At 73.4% G+C, this 21,653-nt stretch carries 1 protein-coding gene and 1 pseudogene; both read left to right on the forward strand.

Features of this window, described 5'->3' with window-relative positions:
- The first annotated feature begins 256 nt into the window (after positions 1-256).
- Positions 257-18,772 (forward strand): type I polyketide synthase, encoded by an 18,516-nt coding sequence (locus ACFYPJ_RS20600; RefSeq protein ID WP_389018934.1) that lies wholly within the window; start codon positions 257-259, stop codon positions 18,770-18,772.
- A gap of 75 nt (positions 18,773-18,847) precedes the next feature.
- Positions 18,848-21,466: pseudogene (locus tag ACFYPJ_RS20605) on the forward strand (type I polyketide synthase); the annotation flags it as partial.
- Positions 21,467-21,653: the final 187 nt, after the last annotated feature.

Raw genomic sequence — 21,653 nt, forward strand, 5'->3', positions numbered from 1 at the left:
TCCGAGAAGATAATCACCCCATACACACGCGTATCGGCTTGATGGTTCAGACGTCCCCCGGAGACCGCTGCCCGACCGTTCGTGTCCGTCTCGATTGACGGCTTCATGGATCAACGCCTGTTGTCGGGCATTTTGCTGGGCAATTCGCATTCGTAATGCACGGCGCCTTTCAGGAGATCATGCGCGGCTGAACAGGCGGCGAACTTTCTTGAACCGAACGAGATCGCCAAAACCTCGGAAAGGTTGACAACGCCTTATGTCAGTCGACAGTGCACGCGGTGGGGCGTCGCGCCCGGCGGAACCAGTGGCGATTGTCGGAATATCCTGCCGACTGCCCGGGGCGAGTGACCACCGACAGTTCCTTCAGTTGCTCAGGTCCGGGACGGAGAGTGTCTGCGAGGTCCCCGAGAACAGGCGGGCGGCACTGTCCGCCGCCTCCATCGGGCCGCGTGCCGGCTTCGTCGACTCCGTAGACGAGTTCGACGCGGGCTTCTTCGGGATCTCGCGGCGTGAGGCGGCCGCGATGGATCCGCAGCAGCGGCTCATGCTGGAGCTGGGCTGGGAGGTCTTCGAGGACGCAGGCTGGCCGGACGTCCGGTTCAGGCACTCCGACACCGGAGTGTTCGTCGGCTCCATCGGCACCGAGTTCGCAACCGTCGTGCACGACCAGGGCCCTGCGGCGCTTTCTCCCCACAGCCTGACCGGAATGCTGCGCAGCGGCATCGCGAACCGTGTCTCCTACGCCCTCGGCCTGCAAGGGCCCAGCCTGGTGGTCGACTCCGGGCAGTCCTCCTCGCTGGTCGCCGTGCACCTCGCGGCGGAGAGCCTGCGGCGGGGCGAATGTTCGGCCGCGGTCGCGGGCGGTGTCAACCTGATCCTCACGCACGAGGGCACGCTGACCGTCGACAAGGCAGGCGCGTTATCACCCGACGGGCACTGCTACACCTTCGACGCGCGTGCCAACGGCTATGTGCGCGCCGAGGGCGGCGGGGCCGTGATGCTGCGTCTGCTGTCGGACGCGGTGGCCGACGGTGACCGCATCTATGCCGTGCTCGCCGGAGGCGCGGTGAACAACGACGGCGGGGGCCCGGGGTTCACGGTCCCGGACGAGCGCGCGCAGGCCGAGGTACTGCGCCTCGCCCACCGTAGTGCCGGGGTGGAACCGTCCGCCGTGGACTACGTCGAGCTGCACGGCACCGGAACCGCGCAGGGCGACCCCGTCGAGGCTGCCGCGCTGGGCGCCGTGTTCGGCGCGTCGCGCCAGGACGGCCCACCGCTGCGGGTCGGGTCGGTGAAGACCAACATCGGCCACCTGGAAGGCGCGGCCGGCATCGCAGGGCTGATCAAGACCGTGCTGTGCCTCCACCACGCCGAGTTGGTGCCGAGCCTCAACTTCGAGGTGCCCAATCCGCGCATAGACCTCGACGGGCTGAGGCTCAGTCTGCAGCGCGAGTCACAGCCGTGGTCCGCCGAGCGGCTGAGGGTGGCCGGAGTCAGCTCGTTCGGTATCGGCGGTACCAACTGTCACCTCGTGCTCAGGGAACACGTCGCACAGCGCGCACCGGAGGGTCCCGCACCGGACGGGGGTCCCGAGCCGGCCACCGGGACGGCGCCGCTCGCCTGGGTGCTCTCCGGCCACAGCGAGGCGGCGCTCGCGGGCCAGGCACGGGCTCTGTCCGCCCTGCTGGCCGACCGGCCCGACACGAAACCGGCCGATGTGGCGTTCTCGCTCGCCACATGCCGTACCCACCTGCCCCATCGCGGCGCGGTGGTCGGCGGTGACCTGGCGGAACTGATGCGCGGGCTGGACGCCCTGGCGGACGGCACTCCCCTGAAGTCCGTGACGGGCGGTCGGCCGCTGGACGTGTCCGGACCGGTCTTCGTCTTCCCCGGCCAGGGCTCGCAGTGGGCGGGGATGGCCGCCGAACTGATGGATTCCTCACCCGTCTTCGCCCGGTCCATCGCGGATTGCGAGACGGCGCTGAGCCCGTTCGTCGACTGGTCCCTGTCCGCGGTTCTGCGCGGCGAGCCGGACGCACCGACCTTGGAACTGGGCGACGGAGTCGTGCAGCCCGTCCTCTTCGCGGTGATGGTGTCACTGGCCGCGTTGTGGCGAGCCTGCGGGGTCGAGCCTTCCGCGGTGGTCGGACACAGCCAGGGCGAGATCGCCGCGGCAGTCGTGGCGGGCGCGCTGTCGCTGCAGGACGGTGCGCGCATCGTGGCGCGGCGAGCGCGCGCGCTCACCGAACTCGCCGGGCACACCGGCCTGGTCACCCTCGTACTGCCCGTCGACGAGACCGAGGGGTGGTTGCGGGAGTGGTCCGGTGCGCTCACGGTCGCCGCGGTCAACGGACCCAGCACCACCGTCGTGGCCGGCCCGCGCGCCGAACTGACGGAGCTGGTGACGCGGTGCGAGCAGCGCGGTGTGCGGGCCCAGTGGGTGCCGATCGACTACGCGTCCCACTCGCCCGCGGTGGAGCCGCTGCGGGACGAACTCGCCGAGGTCCTGGCTGGTGTCACCCCGGCCGCGACCGACGTCGCCATCATGTCGTCGGTCACTGGCCTGCCGGTGGACGGCAGCCAGTTGGACTCCGCGTACTGGTACCGCAATCTGCGCAGCCCCGTCCGGTTCGACACCGCCGTGCAGGCGCTTCTCGACCGGGGACACCAGGTGTTCATCGAGATCAGCCCGCACCCGGTGCTCACGTTCGGGGTCACCGAGATGGCGCGGCAGCGCGACACGGCCGCCGAAGCGCTGCCGACGCTGCGCAGGAACGACGGCGGGTGGCGCCGGTATCTCGGCGCGCTCGCTCGGGCACACTGCCTGGGAGTCGAGGTCGACTGGACCGCCGTACTCGCCGCTCACCGCCCCCTGCGCGTCGACCTGCCGTACTACGCCTTCCAGCGCCGCGCGCTGGGAACCACCGGCGGCGGTGTCGCGACCCGCCGGCGGGCGTCGGTCACCCACCGGCACGAGCCGGGACACGACGGGGAACCGGGCCCGTCGTCGCCGGCGGTCCGCCCCGAGCCGGCCGCCGCCGCGGGCGGCCCCGGGCGACAGGCGGCGCTGCTGAAGCTCGTCCGGGAGCAGGCCCTCGCCGTACTGGGGGACGACGACCCCGTCGAACTGCCGCCCACCACGAGTTTCCGCGACGTGGGGTTCGACTCCGCGCTCGCGGTTGAACTACGCGACAGGCTCGCGACGGCGACCGGGCTCGAACTGCCCACCACCCTCATGTTCGACCACCCCACGCCGAACGCGGTCGTGGAACTGCTGGCAGCACTGCTGGACACCGACTCGTCACAGGCCGCGCCGACTCGTGTGGCCCCGGCCCGGGCCTCGCACGACGACCCGATCGCGATCGTGGCGATGGCCTGCCGGCTGCCCGGCCAAGTGCGCTCGCCCGAGGAGTACTGGTCGCTGCTGGCCGCGGAAGGCGACGCGATCGGCGGCTTTCCGGCCGACCGGGGCTGGCCGGTGGACGCACTTCCTGACGCCGTGCCCCGCGCGGGCGGGTTCCTGCACGACGCGGCCGACTTCGATGCCGGCCTGTTCGGTATCTCGCCCCGCGAGGCCACGGCGATGGACCCGCAGCAGCGCGTACTGCTGGAGGCCGTGTGGGAGGCGTTCGAGAACGCCGCGGTCGATCCCGCCCGGCTGCCGGACCACAGGGTCGGCGTGTTCGTGGGCGCCATGTCCCAGGACTACGGGCCGCGCCAGCACGAAGGCGACGAGACGGTGCGCGGCCACGTGCTCACCGGCGTCACCGCGAGTCTGCTCTCCGGCCGCATCGCGTACACGTTCGGCTTCGAGGGGCCGGCCGTCACGGTCGACACCGCCTGCTCGTCCTCGCTGGTGGCCCTGCACCAGGCGGCCGGGGCGCTGCGCTCCGGCGAGTGCGAGATGGCGGTCGCGGCCGGCGTCACCGTGATGGCCAGGCCGGGGATCTTCGTCGAGTTCGCCGCCCAGCAGGGGCTGTCACCGGACGGCAGGTGCAAGGCGTTCGCCGAGGGCGCGAACGGGACGGGATGGTCCGAGGGAGCGGGCGTGCTGCTCCTGGAGCGGCTCTCCGACGCCCGCCGCAACGGACACGAGGTACTCGCGGTACTGCGCGGCAGCGCGGTCAACTCCGACGGGCGTTCCAACGGCCTGACCGCGCCGAACGGCCCCTCGCAGCAGCGGGTGATCCGCGACGCGCTGGCCGCGGCCGGGCTGCGGCCCGACGAGGTCGACGCCGTCGAGGCACACGGAACCGGAACCACGCTGGGCGACCCGATCGAGGCCCAGGCGCTGCTCGCGGCCTACGGCCACGACCGTGCCGAGCCGTTATGGCTGGGCTCCGCCAAGTCGAACATCGGGCACACCCAGGCCGCCGCCGGAGTGGCCGGCGTCATCAAGATGATTCTGGCCATGCGGCACGGCATGCTGCCCAGGACGCTGCATGTGGACCGCCCGACCCCGCACGTGAACTGGTCCTCGGGGCAGGTGCGGCTGCTGACCGACGCGCGCCCGTGGCGCGAGGGTGCCCGTCCTCGCCGAGCGGGTGTGTCGTCGTTCGGCATCAGCGGTACGAACGCGCACGTCATCATCGAGGAGCCCTGGGACGGGGCGGCCGCGGGCGTCCCCGTGGACGGACCCGGTGCCCTCGTACGAGCCGTCGACGAGACGGCCGGGGCCGGGGACGCCCCGGCGGTGCCGCTGGTGCTGTCGGCCGCCGATCCCGAGGCGCTGGCCGACCACGCGCGCCGACTGGCGCACGCGCTGGGCAACGGGGGCCTGCGGCCTCTGGACATGGCGTACTCGCTGGCGACCACCCGTACCGGGCTGCCCCACCGGGCCGCCGTGCTCGGCACCGACGCCGGGACGGCTCGCGAAGGACTGCTCCGGCTGGCCGATGGGGCGCCCGCGCTGCCCAGGGACAAGGCGGGGTCGCACACCGTGGCCTTTCTCTTCTCCGGCCAGGGCTCCCAACGGCACCGCATGGGCAGCGAGCTGTATCGCGCGTATCCGGTGTTCGCCCAGTGGTTCGACACCGTGTGCGCCGAGTTCGACGGCCTGCTGGCACGTCCGTTGAAAGAGGTGATCGACGAGGACCCGCAGGAGCTGAACGAGACCGGATACACCCAGCCCGCGCTGTTCGCGGTCGAGGTCGCGCTCGTCCGGCTGCTGGAGTCCTGGGGAGTACGGCCCGACCTGCTCATCGGCCACTCGATCGGCGAGCTGGCCGCCGCGCATGTCGCGGGCGTGTGGTCGCTGGCCGACGCGTGCGCCGTGGTCGCGGCCCGAGGCCGGCTCATGCAGAACCTGCCGGGCGGCACCATGGTCGCGGTGGAGGCGTCCGAGGCAGCGGTGCTGGACCGGCTGCGGGAGAACTCTCCCGGCGCCGAGGTGGACATCGCGGCGGTGAACGGTCCGTCCGCGGTGGTGCTCTCCGGTACGACGGACGCCGTGCGCGCGCTCGCGGCCGAGTTCGCCTCGCGAGGCGCCCGTACCAGTGAGCTGCCGGTGAGTCACGCGTTCCACTCGGCGCTGATGGATCCGATGCTCGCGGAATTCGCCGAGGTGCTGCGCGGGGTCGAGTTCGCCGAACCGAGTGTGCCGATCGTCTCCAACGTCCAGGGAGCGCTTGCGGGGAACGAGGTGTGCACCCCCGAGTACTGGGTGTCCCACGTGCGGCGGGCCGTGCGCTTCGGCGACGGCGTCACCGCGCTGCGCCGGGCGGGCGCGACGGTTTTCGTCGAAGTCGGCCCGGACGCGGTGCTCTCGGGGATGGCCCGGCAGGTGCTGGCCGACACCCTCGCCACGACGGTCCTGCCCACGCTGCGCCGCGATGGCTCCGAGCAGCGTTCGGTGGCCACGCTGGCGGCCCGGCTGCACAGCCGTGGTGTCGAGGTGGACTGGCACGGCTACTTCCGGGGGACGGATGCCCGTCCTGTCGCGCTGCCCACCTATCCGTTCCGCAGGCAGCGGTTCTGGACCGCGGCCGACGAGAGCGGCCGCGAGGTGTCCGCCACGCCGGATGACGGCTTCTGGGCGGCGGTCGGCCGCGGCGACGTGGCCGAGCTGAGCCGTGCGCTCGGTGTGGAAGCCGACCAGCCGTTCCACGACGTCGTCGAGGCCCTGGGCTCCTGGCGGGCCGAACGACATCGTGCGGCGACCGCGACATCGTGGCTGCACCGGGTCGAGTGGCACCCGGTCACCCCGGCCCGCTCAGCGGCACGCGGTGGCGCACTGCTGGTCGTGCCCCCGGACGACCGGGTGCGCGCCCTGGCGGCGTCGATCGAAAGCGCGCTGGCCGCCGAGTCGGTGGCGGTACGCGTGGTCACGACCGGCACAGGGTCGCTCGCGGCACGGCTGCGTGAGCGGTTCGACGAAGCGCCGGCGGACATCGTGCTGTCCCTGCTGGAGTCGGTGGAGGCGACCGTCGCCCTGGTCCAGGACCTGGCCGGGCTGGAACCGCCCACCCGGCTGTGGTGCCTGACCACGGGCGCCGTCGCCGTGGCCGGGGAGACCCTGGAGAACCCGGAGCAGGCGCAGCTGTGGGGACTCGGCCGGGTGGTGGCGCTGGAACACCCCGGCCTGTGGGGCGGCATGGCCGATCTGCCGGCCTCGCCCGACGACCGCCTCGCCCGCCTGCTGGTCCAGGCGCTGGGTGGTGCGGGGGCCGAGGACCAGCTCGCCGTCCGCGGGTCCGCGTTGTACGCCAGGCGGCTGGTTCCGCTGCCCGCCCGCCTCAGCGGCGCCGAGCGGACGTGGCAGCCGACCGGCACGGTGCTGATCACCGGCGGCACCGGGGCACTGGGCGCACACACCGCCCGGTGGGTGGCCGGGCTCGGCGCGGAGCACGTTCTGCTGGTCAGCCGCTCCGGCCGGTCCGCGGCGACCGCCGAGCTGGAGGCCGAGCTGTCCGGCCTCGGCGCGCGGGTCAGCATCGAGGCGTGTGACGTGGCCGACCGGGACGCGCTGCGCCGGCTGCTCGCCGGCATTCCGGCGGACATGCCGCTCACCGCCGTCCTGCACGCGGCGGGCACGGTGGACGACGGCCTGCTCATGGATCTGACGCCGGAGCGGATACGTGCCGTCGCCGCACCGAAGGCCGCGGGCGCGCGCAACCTGCACGAGCTGACCTACGACCTCGACCTGAGCGCGTTCGTGCTGTTCTCGTCGTTCACCGGGGTCATGGGCAACGCGGGCCAGGCGAACTACGCGGCAGCCAATGCCTACCTGGACGCTCTCGCCCAGCACCGTGCCGCACAGGGCCTGCCGGCGGTCTCCGTCGCGTGGGGGCCGTGGGCCGGCGACGGGATGGCCGCGCGGGACGCGGCAGACCGACGCATGCGCAGGCTCGGCCTCACCGACCTGGCGCCGGAGCCGGCCCTTGCCGCGCTGGGCGCACTGGTCGCGCGGAGCGACGTACCGACGGCGGTCGCCGTGGACGTGGACTGGTCCCGCCTGCTGTCCTCGGTCGCCGCGGTACGCCCGGACCGGCTGTTCGCGGAGCTGAGCGATTTTCGCGAGGAGAACACGACGGACGGACCGGCCGCCCCGCGGACAGGGCTCGGCGCCGAACTGCACGGGCTGGGAGCGGACGAGCGGACGGTCCGGCTCGCGGCCGTCGTCCGCGATCAGGCCGCCTCGGTGCTCGGTCACGGCACGACCACCGCCGTGGACACCGGCCGCGCGCTGCGTGAGCAGGGCTTCGACTCGCTGGCCGCCGTCGAGTTCCGCAATCGTCTCGCCGCGCTGCTCGACCTGGAGCTGCCCCGCACCCTCGTGTTCGACCACCCCACCCCGGATGCGATCACGCAGCACATCCTGGCCGCGCACTTCGGTGCGGCGAGCGCCGAGGCGCCCCGTCCCGTCACCGCGCAGTCCCTCGTCGACGACCCGGTCGCGGTGGTCTCGATGTCCTGCCGGTTCCCGGCGGGCGTCGAGAGCCCGGAGGATCTGTGGCGGCTGGTGGGCGAGGGCGGCGAGGCGCTGACGGACTTCCCCACCGACCGGGGGTGGCAGCTGGACGGGCTGTTCGACCCGGACCCCTCGCACGCGGGCACCACGCACGTACGGGTGGGCGGCTTCCTGGACCGGGCCGCCGAGTTCGACGCCGCCTTCTTCGGGATATCGCCGCGCGAGGCGCTGGCCATGGACCCACAGCAGCGCATTCTTCTGGAACTGGCCTGGGAGGCGTTGGAGCGGGCCGGGATCGACCCGGCCACCCGCCGCGGCAGCGCCACCGGAGTGTTCGTGGGAACCAACGGCCAGGACTACGTGTCGCTGCTGCGCGGGGCGGCCGAGGACACCGAGGGGCACATCACCACCGGCACGGCCTCCAGCGTGCTGTCCGGCAGGCTGGCCTACACGCTCGGGCTGGAAGGGCCCGCCGTGTCGGTGGACACCGCCTGCTCGTCGTCGCTGGTCGCGCTGCACCTGGCGGTCAAGGCACTGCGGGAGGGCGAGTGCTCGCTCGCGCTGGCCGGCGGTGTGACCGTGATGACCACGCCGAACCTGTTCATCGAGATGTCCCGCCAGGGCGCGCTGTCGCCCGACGGGCGGTGCAAGGCGTTCGGCGCGGGCGCCGACGGCACGGGCTGGAGCGAGGGCGCCGGGCTGGTGCTGCTGGAGCGGCTCTCGGACGCACGACGCAACGGGCACGAGGTCCTCGCGGTGATCGCGGGCTCCGCCACGAACCAGGACGGTGCCTCCAACGGACTGTCGGCGCCGAGCGGCCCCGCACAGCAACGGGTCATCCGGGCCGCGCTCGCGCAGGCCGGTCTGGAACCGGCCGACGTGGACGCCGTGGAGGCGCATGGCACCGGCACCTCGCTGGGCGACCCGATCGAAGCGCAGGCACTGCTGGCCACCTACGGTCAGGGGCGGCAGCAGCCGCTGCTGCTGGGCTCGGTGAAGTCCAACATCGGCCACACCCAGGCGGCGGCCGGGATCGCCGGTGTGATCAAGACGGTACTGGCCCTGCGCGCGGGCGAGTTGCCGAGGACGCTGCACGCGGACGAGCGCACCCCCCACGTGGACTGGTCGGCGGGCGCGGTCGAACTCCTCACCGGCCATACCGCGTGGCCCGAGGCGTCACGTCCGCGGCGCGCCGCGGTGTCGGCCTTCGGGATCAGCGGCACCAACGCGCACGTCATCCTGGAGCAGGCCCCTGCCGGCGCCGCCGCGAAGGACGGCCGGCCGGCGGACCCGGCGCACCGCGACGCCGCGGCCCAGGACGCCCCGGCGACGGCTGTGCCCGTCGTGGTGTCCGGCAGGTCGGCGGCGGCGGTACGGGACAACGCCGCGCGCCTGGCCCGGCTGCTCGTCGCCGACCCGGCGCTTCGCCCGGCCGACGTGGCGGTGGCCATGCGCACCACCCGTGGCCTGTTCGACCACCGGGCCGCGGTCGTGGTCCGCGACCACGGGGAACTGGTCGTGGGGCTGAGCGCGCTCGCCGAGGGTGCGGGCGAGGCGGACGTGGTCACCGGCGTGGCGGAGGCCACGGGCGGCGTGGTGTTCGTCTTCCCGGGGCAGGGTGCGCAATGGCTCGGCATGGGACGGCAACTGGCCGCGGTCTCACCGGTGTTCGCCGCGAAGCTGGCGGAGTGTGAGCGGGCCCTCGCACCCTTCGTGGACTGGTCGCTCACCGACGCGCTGGAGGACGCGGAGCTGCTGGCCCGGGTGGACGTGGTGCAACCGGCGCTGTGGGCGGTGATGGTGTCGCTGGCCGCCGTGTGGGAGGCGCACGGGGTGCGCCCGGCCGCGGTCGTCGGGCACTCGCAGGGCGAGATCGCGGCGGCCTGCGTGGCGGGGGCGCTGTCACTGGCGGACGGCGCGCGAGCGGTGGCGCTGCGGGCCCGCGCGCTGGGCGCCGTGGCCGGCTCCGGCGGCATGGTCTCGGTGTCCCTGCCGGCCGAGGAGATCGAACCGCTGCTGAGCGCGGTCCACGACGTGTCGATCGCCGCGCTCAACGGCCCGCGCTCGGTGGTGATCGCGGGGCCGAACGGACCGTTGGACGACGTGCTGTCGGCGTTGACCGAGCGGGAGGTCAGGTTCCGCCGCGTCGAGGTGGACTACGCGTCGCACTCGGGCGAGATGGAAGCGCTGCACGACGAGCTGATGCAGCTGCTCGCCCCGCTGTCGCCCCAGGCACCCGGGGTCCCGTTCTACTCCACGGTCGACGATGCCTGGATCACTCCGGACGAGCCGCTCGACGCCCGGTACTGGTTCCGCAATCTGCGCCGGACCGTGCGCTTCGCACCCGCCGTACGCAGCCTGCTCTCAGCGGGGCTGCGGACGTTCGTCGAGATCAGCCCGCACCCGTTGCTCACCGTGCCGGTCCAGGAGGTCGCCGAGTCGCTGGGCGCCGTGGCCGTGGTGACCGGGACGCTGCGGCGGCAGAAGGACGAAGAAGTCCAGCTGATGACCGCGCTGGCGCAGCTGTACGTGCACGGGGTGCCCGTGGACTGGCCGCCGGTGCAGCCCGCGGACGGCGCCGCACGACGGGTGGCCCTTCCGACGTACGCGTTCCAGCGGCAGAGGTTCTGGCCGTCGCAGGCGGCGACCGCCTCCGACCTGGCGGCGACCGGCCTGCGCGCGGTGGGGCACCCGCTGCTCGCCGCGTGCACGGAACTGCCGCAGGGCGGCGGCCACGTGTTCACCGGCCGGCTGTCCCTGCGCGCGCAACCGTGGCTGGACGGCCACCGGGTGCACGGTGCCGCGGTGTTCCCCGGTACCGGGTTCGTCGAGCTGGCCTCCAGGGCGGGCGAGGACGTGGGGTGCCCGCGCATCGGTGAACTGGCGCTGCACGCGCCACTTGTCCTGCCCGAGGAGGGCGGGGTGCGGCTCCAGGTCGTGGTCGGTGAACCGGACGGCGCCGGGGCCCGGACCATCGAGGTGTATGCGTGCGGCGACGACGAGGAGGAGTGGACGCGCCACGCCGACGGCGTCCTCACCCCGGCCGCGGAGGCGGAGACCGACTGGGCCGGCGGTGCCTGGCCGCCGGCCGGCGCGCAGCCGGTGGCGGCCGACGACTACTACCCGGAGCGGGCGGCGGCCGGTTTCGGCTACGCCGGGCCGTTCCGGGGGCTGGGGCCGGTGTGGCGGCGCGGCGACGAGGTGTTCGCCGAGGCCGTGCTGGCCGAGGACGTGGCCGGCGAGACGGAGCGCTTCCTGATCCACCCGGCACTGCTGGACTCGGCGCTGCACGCGGGCGGCTACAGCGGGCTCGCCGAACCGGAACAGGGCTGGCTGCCGTTCGCGTTCAGCGGGGTCACCGTGCACGCGGTCCAAGCACGTACCGTCCGGGTCCGGATGACCACACTCGGGCCGGAAGCGGTGGCCGCCGATCTGGCGGACCCGGCGGGACGGCCGGTGCTCTCGCTCGCCGAGATGACGGTGCGCCCGGTCGCGCCCGGCACCTTGCCGGCCTCCGGGCGTCGCCGCGACGACCTGCTGTTGGGGCTGACCTGGCCCGCCGTGCAGGAGCGAACGGCCGACCGGACCCCGCCGACGATCGAGGTGGCCCGGATCGGAGCCGGGACGGGCTCGGCCGGCACCCGGGTGCGGGCGGCCGTGACCGAGGCGCTGGCACTGGTGCAGGGGTGGCTGGCGCGCGCCCACGACGACGACGCGTGCCTGGTCGTCGTCACCTGCGGCGCGGTGAGTACCACCGTCGCGGAGCCGGTGCGCGACCTGGGCGGTGCCGCCGTGTGGGGGCTGGTGCGCTCGGCACAGACCGAGCACCCGGGCCGGTTCGTGCTCGTGGACGTCGAACCGGACGCCGAGGCCACCGACGCGCTGTTGGCGGAGGCCGTGGCGACGGGGGAGGCACAGGTGGCGCTGCGCGACGGCACACCGCTCACCCCCCGCTACGCCCGGGTGTCCGCCGACGACCTCCTTCCGGTGCCGGGCGAGGAGCAGGCATGGCGGCTGGAGATCACCGAGAAGGGTTCGCTCGACAAGCTGGCGCTGCGGCCCACTGCCGAGGCGGCCCGGGCGCTCGGCCCTGACGAGGTGCGGGTGTCCGTGCGCGCGGTGGGCCTGAACTTCCGGGACGTGGTCAACGCCCTGGGCATGATCCCCGGACAGAACGATCTGCTGGGCACCGAGGCGGCGGGTGTCGTCACCGAGGCCGGCTCCGGTGTGACCCGGCTGCGCCCGGGCGACCGGGTGACCGGCATGTTCCACACCAGTGGCGCGGGCCCGGTCATGGTCACCGACGAGAGGCTGCTCACGCGCATACCCGGCGGCTGGTCGTTCGCCCAGGCGGGCACGGTGGCGGCCGCCTACCTGACCGCGTACCACGGCCTGGTCGAGATCGCCTCGCTGCAGGCCGGGGAATCCGTGGTGGTACACGCCGGGGCGGGTGGTGTCGGCATGGCGGCCATCCAACTCGCCCGTCACCTGGGCGCCGAGGTGTTCGCCACCGCGAGCCCGGCCAAGTGGGACCAGTTGCGTGCGCTGGGCCTCGCCGACGACCACATCGCCTCGTCCCGGGACCTCGGCTTCGAGCGGTCCTTCGGCGCGGTGACCGGCGGGCGCGGTGTCGACGTGGTACTGAACTCGCTGGCCGGCGAGTACGTCGACGCGTCGCTGCGGCTGCTGGCTGACGGCGGGCGATTCGTGGAGATGGGCAAGACCGACCTCCGCGACGCCCACGAGGTCGGGACACGCCACCCCGGCGTCACCTACACCGCCTTCGACCTGATGACGGTGGGCCCCGAGCGGACCGCGCGGATGCTGGACGTGCTCGCGGAGCTGTTCGAGGCCGGCTCGGTGGCTCCGCTGCCGCTGACGACCTGGGACATACGGCGGGCGCCCGAGGCGTTCCGGTTCATGAGCCGGGCCAAGCACGTCGGCAAGGTCGTGCTGACCGTGCCGAGGCCGCTCGACCCCGAGGGCACCGTGCTGATCACCGGTGGTACCGGCGGTCTCGGCGCACTGTTCGCCCGGCATCTCGTCACCGGGCACGGAGTGCGGAACCTGCTGCTGGTCAGCCGCGGGGGCGCCGCGGCGCCCGGAGCGGAAGAACTGGTCGCGGACCTGACCGCGCTCGGCGCCACGGTGCAGGCGGTGGCCTGCGACGTCACCGACCGGGACGCGCTGGCCGAGGTGCTGGCGGCCGTCCCGGCCCAGCACCCGCTGACCGGGGTCGTGCACACCGCGGGCGTGCTGCTGGACGCGACCGTCGCATCGTTGAGCGGCGAGACGGTCGAAGCGGTGCTGTCGCCGAAGCTGGACGGGGCCTGGCACCTGCACGAGCTGACCAGGGACGCGGACCTGTCGTGGTTCGTGCTGTTCTCCTCGGCGGCGGGCATCCTGGGCAGCCCGGGTCAGGCCGCGTACGCGGCGAGCAACACGTTCCTGGACGGCCTGGCGGACTACCGGCGGTCGTTGGGGCTGCCCGCGATCGCCCTGCCCTGGGGCACCTGGTCCCGGGAAGTCGGCATGACCGGCCGGCTGACCGAGGAGGACATGCGGCGCATGGCGCGCATCGGCCTGTCCGAGATGCCTGCCGAGGTCGGCGTCGAACTGTTCGACGCGGCGCTCGCCGCGCATCGGGCGGTGGTCTCGCCCATCCGGCTCGACCAGCGGGCGCTTCGCGCGAACGCGCACCCCTCCCCGGTCGTGAAGGACCTCGCCCCGCGCTCGCGGCCGGTCCGGCGCACCGCGGCCGCCGCGGACTTGGCCGGACAGGACGGTCTCGCCGCCAGGCTGACGGCCATGCCGCCCGCGGAGCGTGCCCGGGAGATGCAGGAGCTGGTGTCCCGGCTGGTCGCGGCGGTGATCGGCCATTCCGACGCCGAGGACGTCCGGGCCGACACGGCCTTCAAGGACCAGGGCTTCGACTCGCTGACGGCGCTCGAACTGCGTAACCGGGTCACCGCCGCGACCGGGCTGCGGCTGCCGGCGACCGTGGTCTTCGACTACAGCACGCCCGGCGCGCTGGCCGACCACATCCTCGGACAGCTGCTCGGCGACGACGCGGCGCACGCGGCCACCGCGGCCACGGTGGCCGCCCACGGTGACGATCTCGACGACGACCCCGTGGTGATCGTCGGAATGGCCTGCCGGCTGCCCGGCCGCGTCGGCTCTCCCGAGGAGTTCTGGCAGTTGCTGACGTCCGGGACGGACGCCGTCGGCGGTCTGCCCACGGACCGGGGCTGGGATCTCGCCGGACTGGCCGCGGCAGGCTGCGCGACCGCCTCGGGCGGATTCCTCCACGAGGCCGCCGAGTTCGACGCCGACTTCTTCGGCATCTCCCCGCGCGAGGCACTGGCCATGGACCCGCAGCAGCGGCTGGTGCTGGAGACCTCGTGGCAAGCCCTGGAGCACGCCCAGATCGTGCCGGCATCGCTGCAGGGCAGCCGTACCGGGGTGTTCATGGGCGCCAGCCACGGCGGCTATCTGGAAGGCGGCGGCGAAGGGCTGGAGGGCTACCTGCTGACGGGCAACACCTCCAGCGTCCTCTCGGGCCGCATCGCCTACACCATGGGCCTTGAGGGACCGGCGGTCACGGTGGACACCGCGTGTTCCTCCTCGCTGGTGGCCCTGCACCTGGCCGGCCAGTCGTTGCGCACGGGCGAATGCGAGCTGGCCGTGGTGGGCGGCGTGGCCGTGATGTCCACGCCCGACCTGTTCCTCGAATTCAGCCGCCAGGGAGGGCTGTCGGCGGACGGGCGGTGCAAGGCGTTCTCCTCCTTGGCGGACGGCACGGGCTGGGCCGAAGGCTGCTCGACGGTGATCGTGGAACGGCTGTCGGCCGCGCGCCGCAACGGGCATCAGGTGCTGGCCACGGTCCGGGGCTCGGCGATCAACCAGGACGGCGCGTCCAACGGTCTGTCCGCGCCCAGCGGTCTGGCGCAGCAGCGGGTCATCAACCAGGCGCTGTCCTCGGCCGGCCTGACCAGCGCCGATGTCGATGTCCTGGAGGCCCATGGGACGGGCACCACGCTCGGGGACCCGATCGAGGCGCACGCGGTTCTCTCGACGTACGGACAAAACCGCACCCGGCCCCTGCTGCTCGGGTCGGTGAAGTCCAACATCGGCCACACCCAGGCGGCGGCAGGGATCACCGGTGTGATCAAGATGGTGCTGGCCATGTCGCACGGCACGGTGCCCCGGACGCTGCACGCGCAGGAGCGCTCGCCGCACATCGACTGGTCCACCGGTGCCGTCGAACTGGTCACCGAGCCGAACGAGTGGCCGGACGCCGGGCGTCCGCGCCGTGCGGCCGTGTCGTCGTTCGGCATCAGCGGTACGAACGCACACGTGATCATCGAAAAGCCGGAGCCAGGGCCGGAGCCCGCCGTCCGGGAGCAGGAGGGCCCGGAGTTCCCCGTACCGGTCGTGCTGTCCGCGAGGACGCCCGCCGCGGTCCGCGACCAGGCCGACCGGCTGGCCGCGTTCGTGGCCGAGCGCCCTGAGCTGACCGTGGCCGACGTCGCGTTCTCCCTGGCCACCGGCCGGTCCCGGTTCACCACCGGCGCCGTGGTGACGGCCGCCGACCGGGCCGGGCTGCTGGCCGGGCTGCACTCGGTCGCTGCCGGTGAGACGGTGGCCCAGCGAGTGAGCCCGGGCCCCGTCGCGTTCGTGTTCTCCGGGCAGGGCTCGCAGCGCGCGGACATGGGCCGGGAGCTGTACGAGCGGTTCCCCGTGTTCGCCGCGGCGCTGGACGAGGTGGCCGAAGCGCTCTTTGACGCCGGAATGCCCGTACCGCTGCACGAGGTGCTCTTCGAGAACGCGGAGCGGCTGCAGAGCACGGAGTTCACTCAGCCCGCGCTGTTCGCCGTCGAGGTCGCCCTGTTCCGGCTGCTGCACGCCTGGGGGGTCCGCCCGGACCAGGTCGCCGGGCACTCCATCGGCGAGATCACCGCGGCGCACGTCAGCGGCGTCCTGTCGCTGGCGGACGCGTGCACGCTGATCGTGGCACGCGGAGCGCTCATGCAGGCGCTGCCCGAGGGGGGCGTGATGGTGTCCGTCCAAGCGTCCGAGGAGTTCGTGGCGCCTTTGGTGGAAGGCGAACCGGAGGTGTCGGTCGCGGCCGTGAACGGGCCCCGGTCGGTGGTCGTCGCGGGAGCAGGCGAGGCTGTCGGACGGATCGTCGAGGTCTGCGCGGACCGTCAGGTGAAAACCAGGCGGTTGCGGGTGAGCCACGCCTTCCACTCGCCGTTGATGGAACCGATGGTGTCGGAATTCCGGGCACGAACGCAGCGGTTGGAGTGGCGGGCACCGCAGATCCCCGTGGTGTCGACGGTGACCGGTCTCCCGGCCACCGGGGAGTTCGGCTCGCCCGCGTACTGGGCCGAGCACGCACGGGCGGCCGTGCGTTTTGCGGACGCGGTCGCCTGGCTGCGCGGTCACGGCGTGTCCACGTTCGTCGAACTGGGGCCGGACGCGATCCTCTCGGCGATGATCGGTGAGATCGCCGACGACGCCCCCGATGTCGTGGCGCTGCCGACGCTGCGCCGGACGCAGGACGAGCCGTCCACGCTTGTGACGGCGGTGGCACGGACCTGGCTCGCGGGCACCGACGTGGACTGGCCGGCGGTCCTCGCGGACACCGGGGCCCGCCGGGTGGACCTGCCCACGTACCCCTTCGAGCGCCAGCGGTTCTGGCAGGAGCCCAGGAACGGGCACGCGGACGCGCTCGACGCCGAGTTCTGGACGGCGCTGGAGAACGACGAGGTGCTGCCGATGCTGGCCGGCGCCGGCGTGGACACCGAGACCCCGGCGGGCCGCCTGCTGCCCGAGCTGGCCGCGTGGCGCCGCCGACGGCAGCAGGGTGACACGGTCCAGGCGTGGAACTACGGCATCGACTGGGTGCCCGCCGCACCGTGCGACGCACAGCGGCTCGACGGCCGGTGGCTGGTGCTGGTGCCGGAGGGGAGCGATCCCGCGGCCGAACTGGCGGCGGAACTGGCGGAACGGGGCGGCGACGTCCGAACGGTGCTCGTGGACCTCTCGGCTTTGGACCGGGCAGCGCTGGCCGAACGCCTCGCCCCGTACTCCCGGCAGGACGCGCCCGTCGCAGGGGTGCTGTCGCTGCTCACGCTGGACGAGGCGCTGTCCGACGCAGACGCTCCCGGGGCCGTGCTCGCCACGGCCACGACGGCACAGGCACTCTCCGACCTGCTGCCCGAGGCGCCGCTGTGGTGCCTCACCCGCAACGCGGTGGCCGTCGACGAGTCCGAGAGCGCGCGGACCAGCCCCGCGCAGTCGGCCGTGTGGGGCCTCGGCCGGGTGGCCGCCCTGGAGCTGCCCCAGCAGTGGGGCGGCCTGGCCGACCTGCCGGCGCGGCTCGAACCCCGTACCGTCACCGACCTGGTCGGTGTGGTCATGGCCGGCGACGAGGACCAGGTCGCGCTGCGCTCCGACGGGGCTCGGGCACGTCGCCTGCGCAGGGTGACGGCGCTGCCGGACAACGGCGGACGGGTGCCCGACCACGGCACCGTGCTCGTCACCGGCGGTACCGGCGCGCTCGGGCGGCACACCGCGAGGTGGCTGGCCGGGGCCGGGGTACCGCACCTGCTGCTGGCCAGCCGCCGCGGTGCGGACGCCGACGGCGTGGCGCAGTTGCGTGCCGAACTGCTCGACCTGGGCGCCGAGTCCACCGTCGTGTCCTGCGATGTCACCGATCACGACGCGGTCGCCCGGATGCTGGCCGCGCTTCCCGAGGACCTCCCGCTGACGGGAGTCGTGCACACGGCCGGCGTGCTGGAGGACGGCATCCTGGACGGGCTCACCGCCGAGCGCCTGGCCGTGGTGTGGCAGCCCAAGGCAGCCGCGGCGCTCGTGCTGCACGAAGCCACCCGGGACGCCGGCCTGTCGATGTTCGTGGTGTTCTCCTCACTGGCCGGGACGGTGGGCGCGGCCGGTCAGGCCGGATACGCGGCGGCCAACGCCTTCCTCGACGGGCTCGTCACGTCGCGGCGCGCACAGGGGATGCCCGCGACGGCGGTCGCCTGGGGTACCTGGGCAGGGGGCGGTATGGCCGCCGGCGATGCCGCCAGTGCCCGCACCGCGCACACCGGGGTACTGCCCATGCCGGCCGAGCGGGCCGTCGCCGCGCTGGAGCAGGTGCTGCGCGCCGACGCCGGGACGGTGCTGGTGGCCGATGTCGACTGGGACCGATTCGCCGCGACCCAGACCGCGACCCGGCCGAACCGGCTGCTCGCCGGAGTGCTCCGGACCGGCGGGGGATCTCAGGGCGGCACCGCGCGGCCCGGCCCGGACGACGGCACGCCACTGCCCGCGCAGATCGACACCCTGACCGGCCCGGCGCGCAGGGAGCTGCTGACCGGGCTGGTGCGCACGCACGTCGCCGCGGTACTGCGGCGCACCGCCGCCGACGACATCGACGAGGACCGGCAGTTCAAGGAGCTGGGCTTCGATTCGCTGACCGCGGTGGAACTGCGGAACCGGCTGAACGCAGCCACCGGCCTGCGGATCAGCGCGACCGCGGTGTACGACCATCCGACACCCGGCGATCTGGCCGATCACCTGCTGGCTCGACTCGCGCCCGCTCAGCTGGGCCGGGCCGAGCGAATCCTGCGGCAGCTGGACCAGCTCGAACCCGAGATCGAGTCGCTCTCGCACGGTGACGAGGCGAGCGAGGAGATCGGGCAGCGGGTGCGCCGCATCCTGACGCTGCTGAAGACAAGTGCGCCGACATCGCCGGTGCCGTCAGCACTGGCTGACACCGACGACCAGGACATCGACGAGGTCCTCGCCTTCATCGAGAACGAGTACGGCGGTACCGACATCGAACCCCGGTGATCACATCCGGATGCCCCCGATCGACTCTCCTCCCACCAGGGGTTGTAGATGAGCATGAGCACTGACGACAAACTCGTGGGTTACCTCAAGAAGGTCACCACGGATCTCCAGCAGACCCGGCAGCGGTTGCGCGAACTGGAGTCGGCCGCGACCGAGCCCATCGCGATCGTGGCCATGTCGTGCCGCTTCGCCGGCGGCATCGACTCGCCCGAGGGACTGTGGGACACGGTCGAGGGCGGCCACGACATGATCGGCGGCTTCCCCACCGACCGGGGCTGGGACACCGGCGATTTCGACCCCGGCATCTGTCAGCGGGGCGGTTTCCTGTCCGACGCGGCGGCCTTCGACGCCGGCTTCTTCGGGGTGTCGCCCAGGGAGGCGCTGGCCATGGATCCGCAGCAGCGGCTGCTGCTGGAGACCACGTGGGAGGTGCTGGAGCGGGCCGGCGTGCCTGCCTCGTCGTTGCGCGGCACGGCCACCGGGATCTACGTGGGCATCACCGCCCAGCGGTACTGGCCCAAGGACGCGACCGAGCAGCAGAAGGTCATGGGCCATCTGCTGACCGGCACCACGGACAGTGTCGCCTCCGGGCGGCTGGCGTTCGTTCTCGGCACGGAGGGGCCCGCGCTGTCCATCGACACCGCCTGCTCGTCCTCGTTGGTCGCGCTCCACGTCGCAGTGCGGGCACTGCGCAACGGCGAATGCACGCAGGCGCTGGTCGGCGGGGTCAGCGTCATGGGCGAACCCGCGCTCTACGCCGAGCTGTACGAGCAGGGCGGACTGTCGGCGGACGCGCGGTGCAAGGCGTTCTCGCAGTCCGCGGACGGCACCGGCTGGGGCGAGGGCGCGGCCATGCTGCTGCTGCGCCCCCTGAGCGAGGCCAGGCGGCGCGGCGAGCCGGTGCTGGCCGTGGTCCGGGGCAGCGCGGTGAACTCCGACGGCACGTCCAACGGGCTGACCGCCCCCAACGGTCCCTCCCAGCAGCGGGTGATCCGCCAGGCGTTGCGGGACGCCGACCTGAGCGCCCCGCAGGTGGACGTGGTCGAGGCGCACGGCACCGGTACCCGGCTCGGCGACCCCGTCGAGGCACAGGCGCTGCTGGCCGCCTACGGCCAGGGCAGGCCGGACGACCAGCCGTTGTGGCTCGGCTCGGTGAAGTCCAACATCGGGCACACGCAGGCGGCGGCCGGGCTGGCCGGCGTGATCAAGATGGTCATGGCGATGCGGCACGGCAGGCTGCCGCGGACGCTGCACGTGGACGCACCCACCCAGGAGGTCGACTGGTCGTCGGGCGGTGTGCGGCTGCTGACCGAGTCCCGCTCCTGGCCCGACACCGGGCGACCGCGCCGCGCCGGGGTCTCCGGCTTCGGCATCAGCGGCACCAACGCCCACGTCCTGCTCGAACAGGCCCCCGCACCCGCCCACGAGACGCCACAGGAGGAGACCCCCCCTTCCGGGGCCCGGCTCTCCGCGCCCCGGGCGACGTCCGCGGACCCGGAGGTGCCGACCGCGCTCCTGGTCACCGCACGGGACACGAAGGCGCTGCGGGAGTCGGCCGCCCGGTTGCGCGGGTTCGCCGAGCAGCACCCCGAAACAGCCGGTGCGGAGCTGGCCGCGGTGCTGGCGACCTCCCGGGACCAGCACCCGCACCGGGCGGTCGTGGTGGGAACCGGCCGGGAGCAGCTGCTCGGCGGCCTTGAGCTGGTGGCGGGCGGGCGTACCGGGGCGGGAGTCATCCACTCCCGCGCCCGCCGGCACGGCGGTACCGCGTTCCTCTTCAGCGGCCAGGGCGCCCAGCGCGCCCACATGGGCCGTCAGATGTACCGGGCTTTCCCCGCGTACGCCGAGGCGTTCGACGAGATCAGCGCGGCGTTCGCGCCGCACCTGCCCGAACCGCTGATCGAGACGATGGCCTCCGACGCACTCGTGTCCCGGCCGGCTTTCGCCCAGCCCGCGCTGTTCGCCGTCGAAGTGGCCACCGTGGCACTGCTCAAGGACTGGGGCCTGACCCCGGACTACCTGCTGGGGCACTCCCTCGGCGAGCTGGCCGCCGCGCACGTGGCCGGGGTGCTCGACCTCGCCGACGCCGCCGTCCTGGTCGCCGCCCGCGGCCGGCTCATGGAAAGCACCAGCGGCGCGATGGCGTCGATCGCGCTCTCGGAGGAGGAACTGCGCAAGATCCTCACCGAGACCGGGCAGCACGTCGACATCGCGGCCGTCAACTCACCGCGCTCGATGGCCGTCTCGGGCACGGACGAGGCGATCGAGCGCGTCGTGGGGGCCTGTGAGGCGCTCGGGAGGCGGGCCCGGAAACTGCCGCTCGGCCTGGCCGGCCATTCCGCCGCCATGGACCCGATACTGGAGCCCTTCGGCGAGGTCGCACGCACCTTGACCCACCACGCGCCGCGGATCCCGCTGGTCAGCGACATGACCGGCGAACTGGTCGCTCCCGAGGAGATCACCGACCCGGACTACTGGGCGCGGCACGTGCGCCGCCCGGTGCGCTTCCACGACGGTGTCAAGCGGCTGCTCGGGCTCGGCGTCACCGCGTTCCTGGAGATCGGCCCCGGTGGCCTCGCCCTGCCCACCAGCGAGTGCGTGCAGGAGTCGTCGGAGCCGGTGACCGTTGCTTCCACCATGCAGCGTGGTCACGACGAGCCCGAGGTGCTGCTGCTCGCCCTCGGTGAGTTGTTCGCCGCGGGCGCACCCGTGCCGTGGGAGACGATCCTCGCGCCGGACGGCCCGGTACGGCTGGACCTGCCCACCTACCCGTTCCAGCGGGAGCGGTACTGGCTGACCGGGTCGGCCCCCACCGGGACCGCGGCGCCTCGCGGGACCGGGGAGGCCGAGCCCCGTACCGACGCGGTCGTCGAAGCGGGGT

Source organism: Streptomyces sp. NPDC006012 (genome assembly GCF_042871185.1).
GTDB lineage: Bacteria > Actinomycetota > Actinomycetes > Streptomycetales > Streptomycetaceae > Streptomyces.

Excerpts from the sequence above, each read along its gene's own strand:
- ACFYPJ_RS20600 (WP_389018934.1), top strand. The coding sequence starts at position 257 with ATGTCAGTCGACAGTGCACGCGGTGGGGCGTCGCGCCCGGCGGAACCA.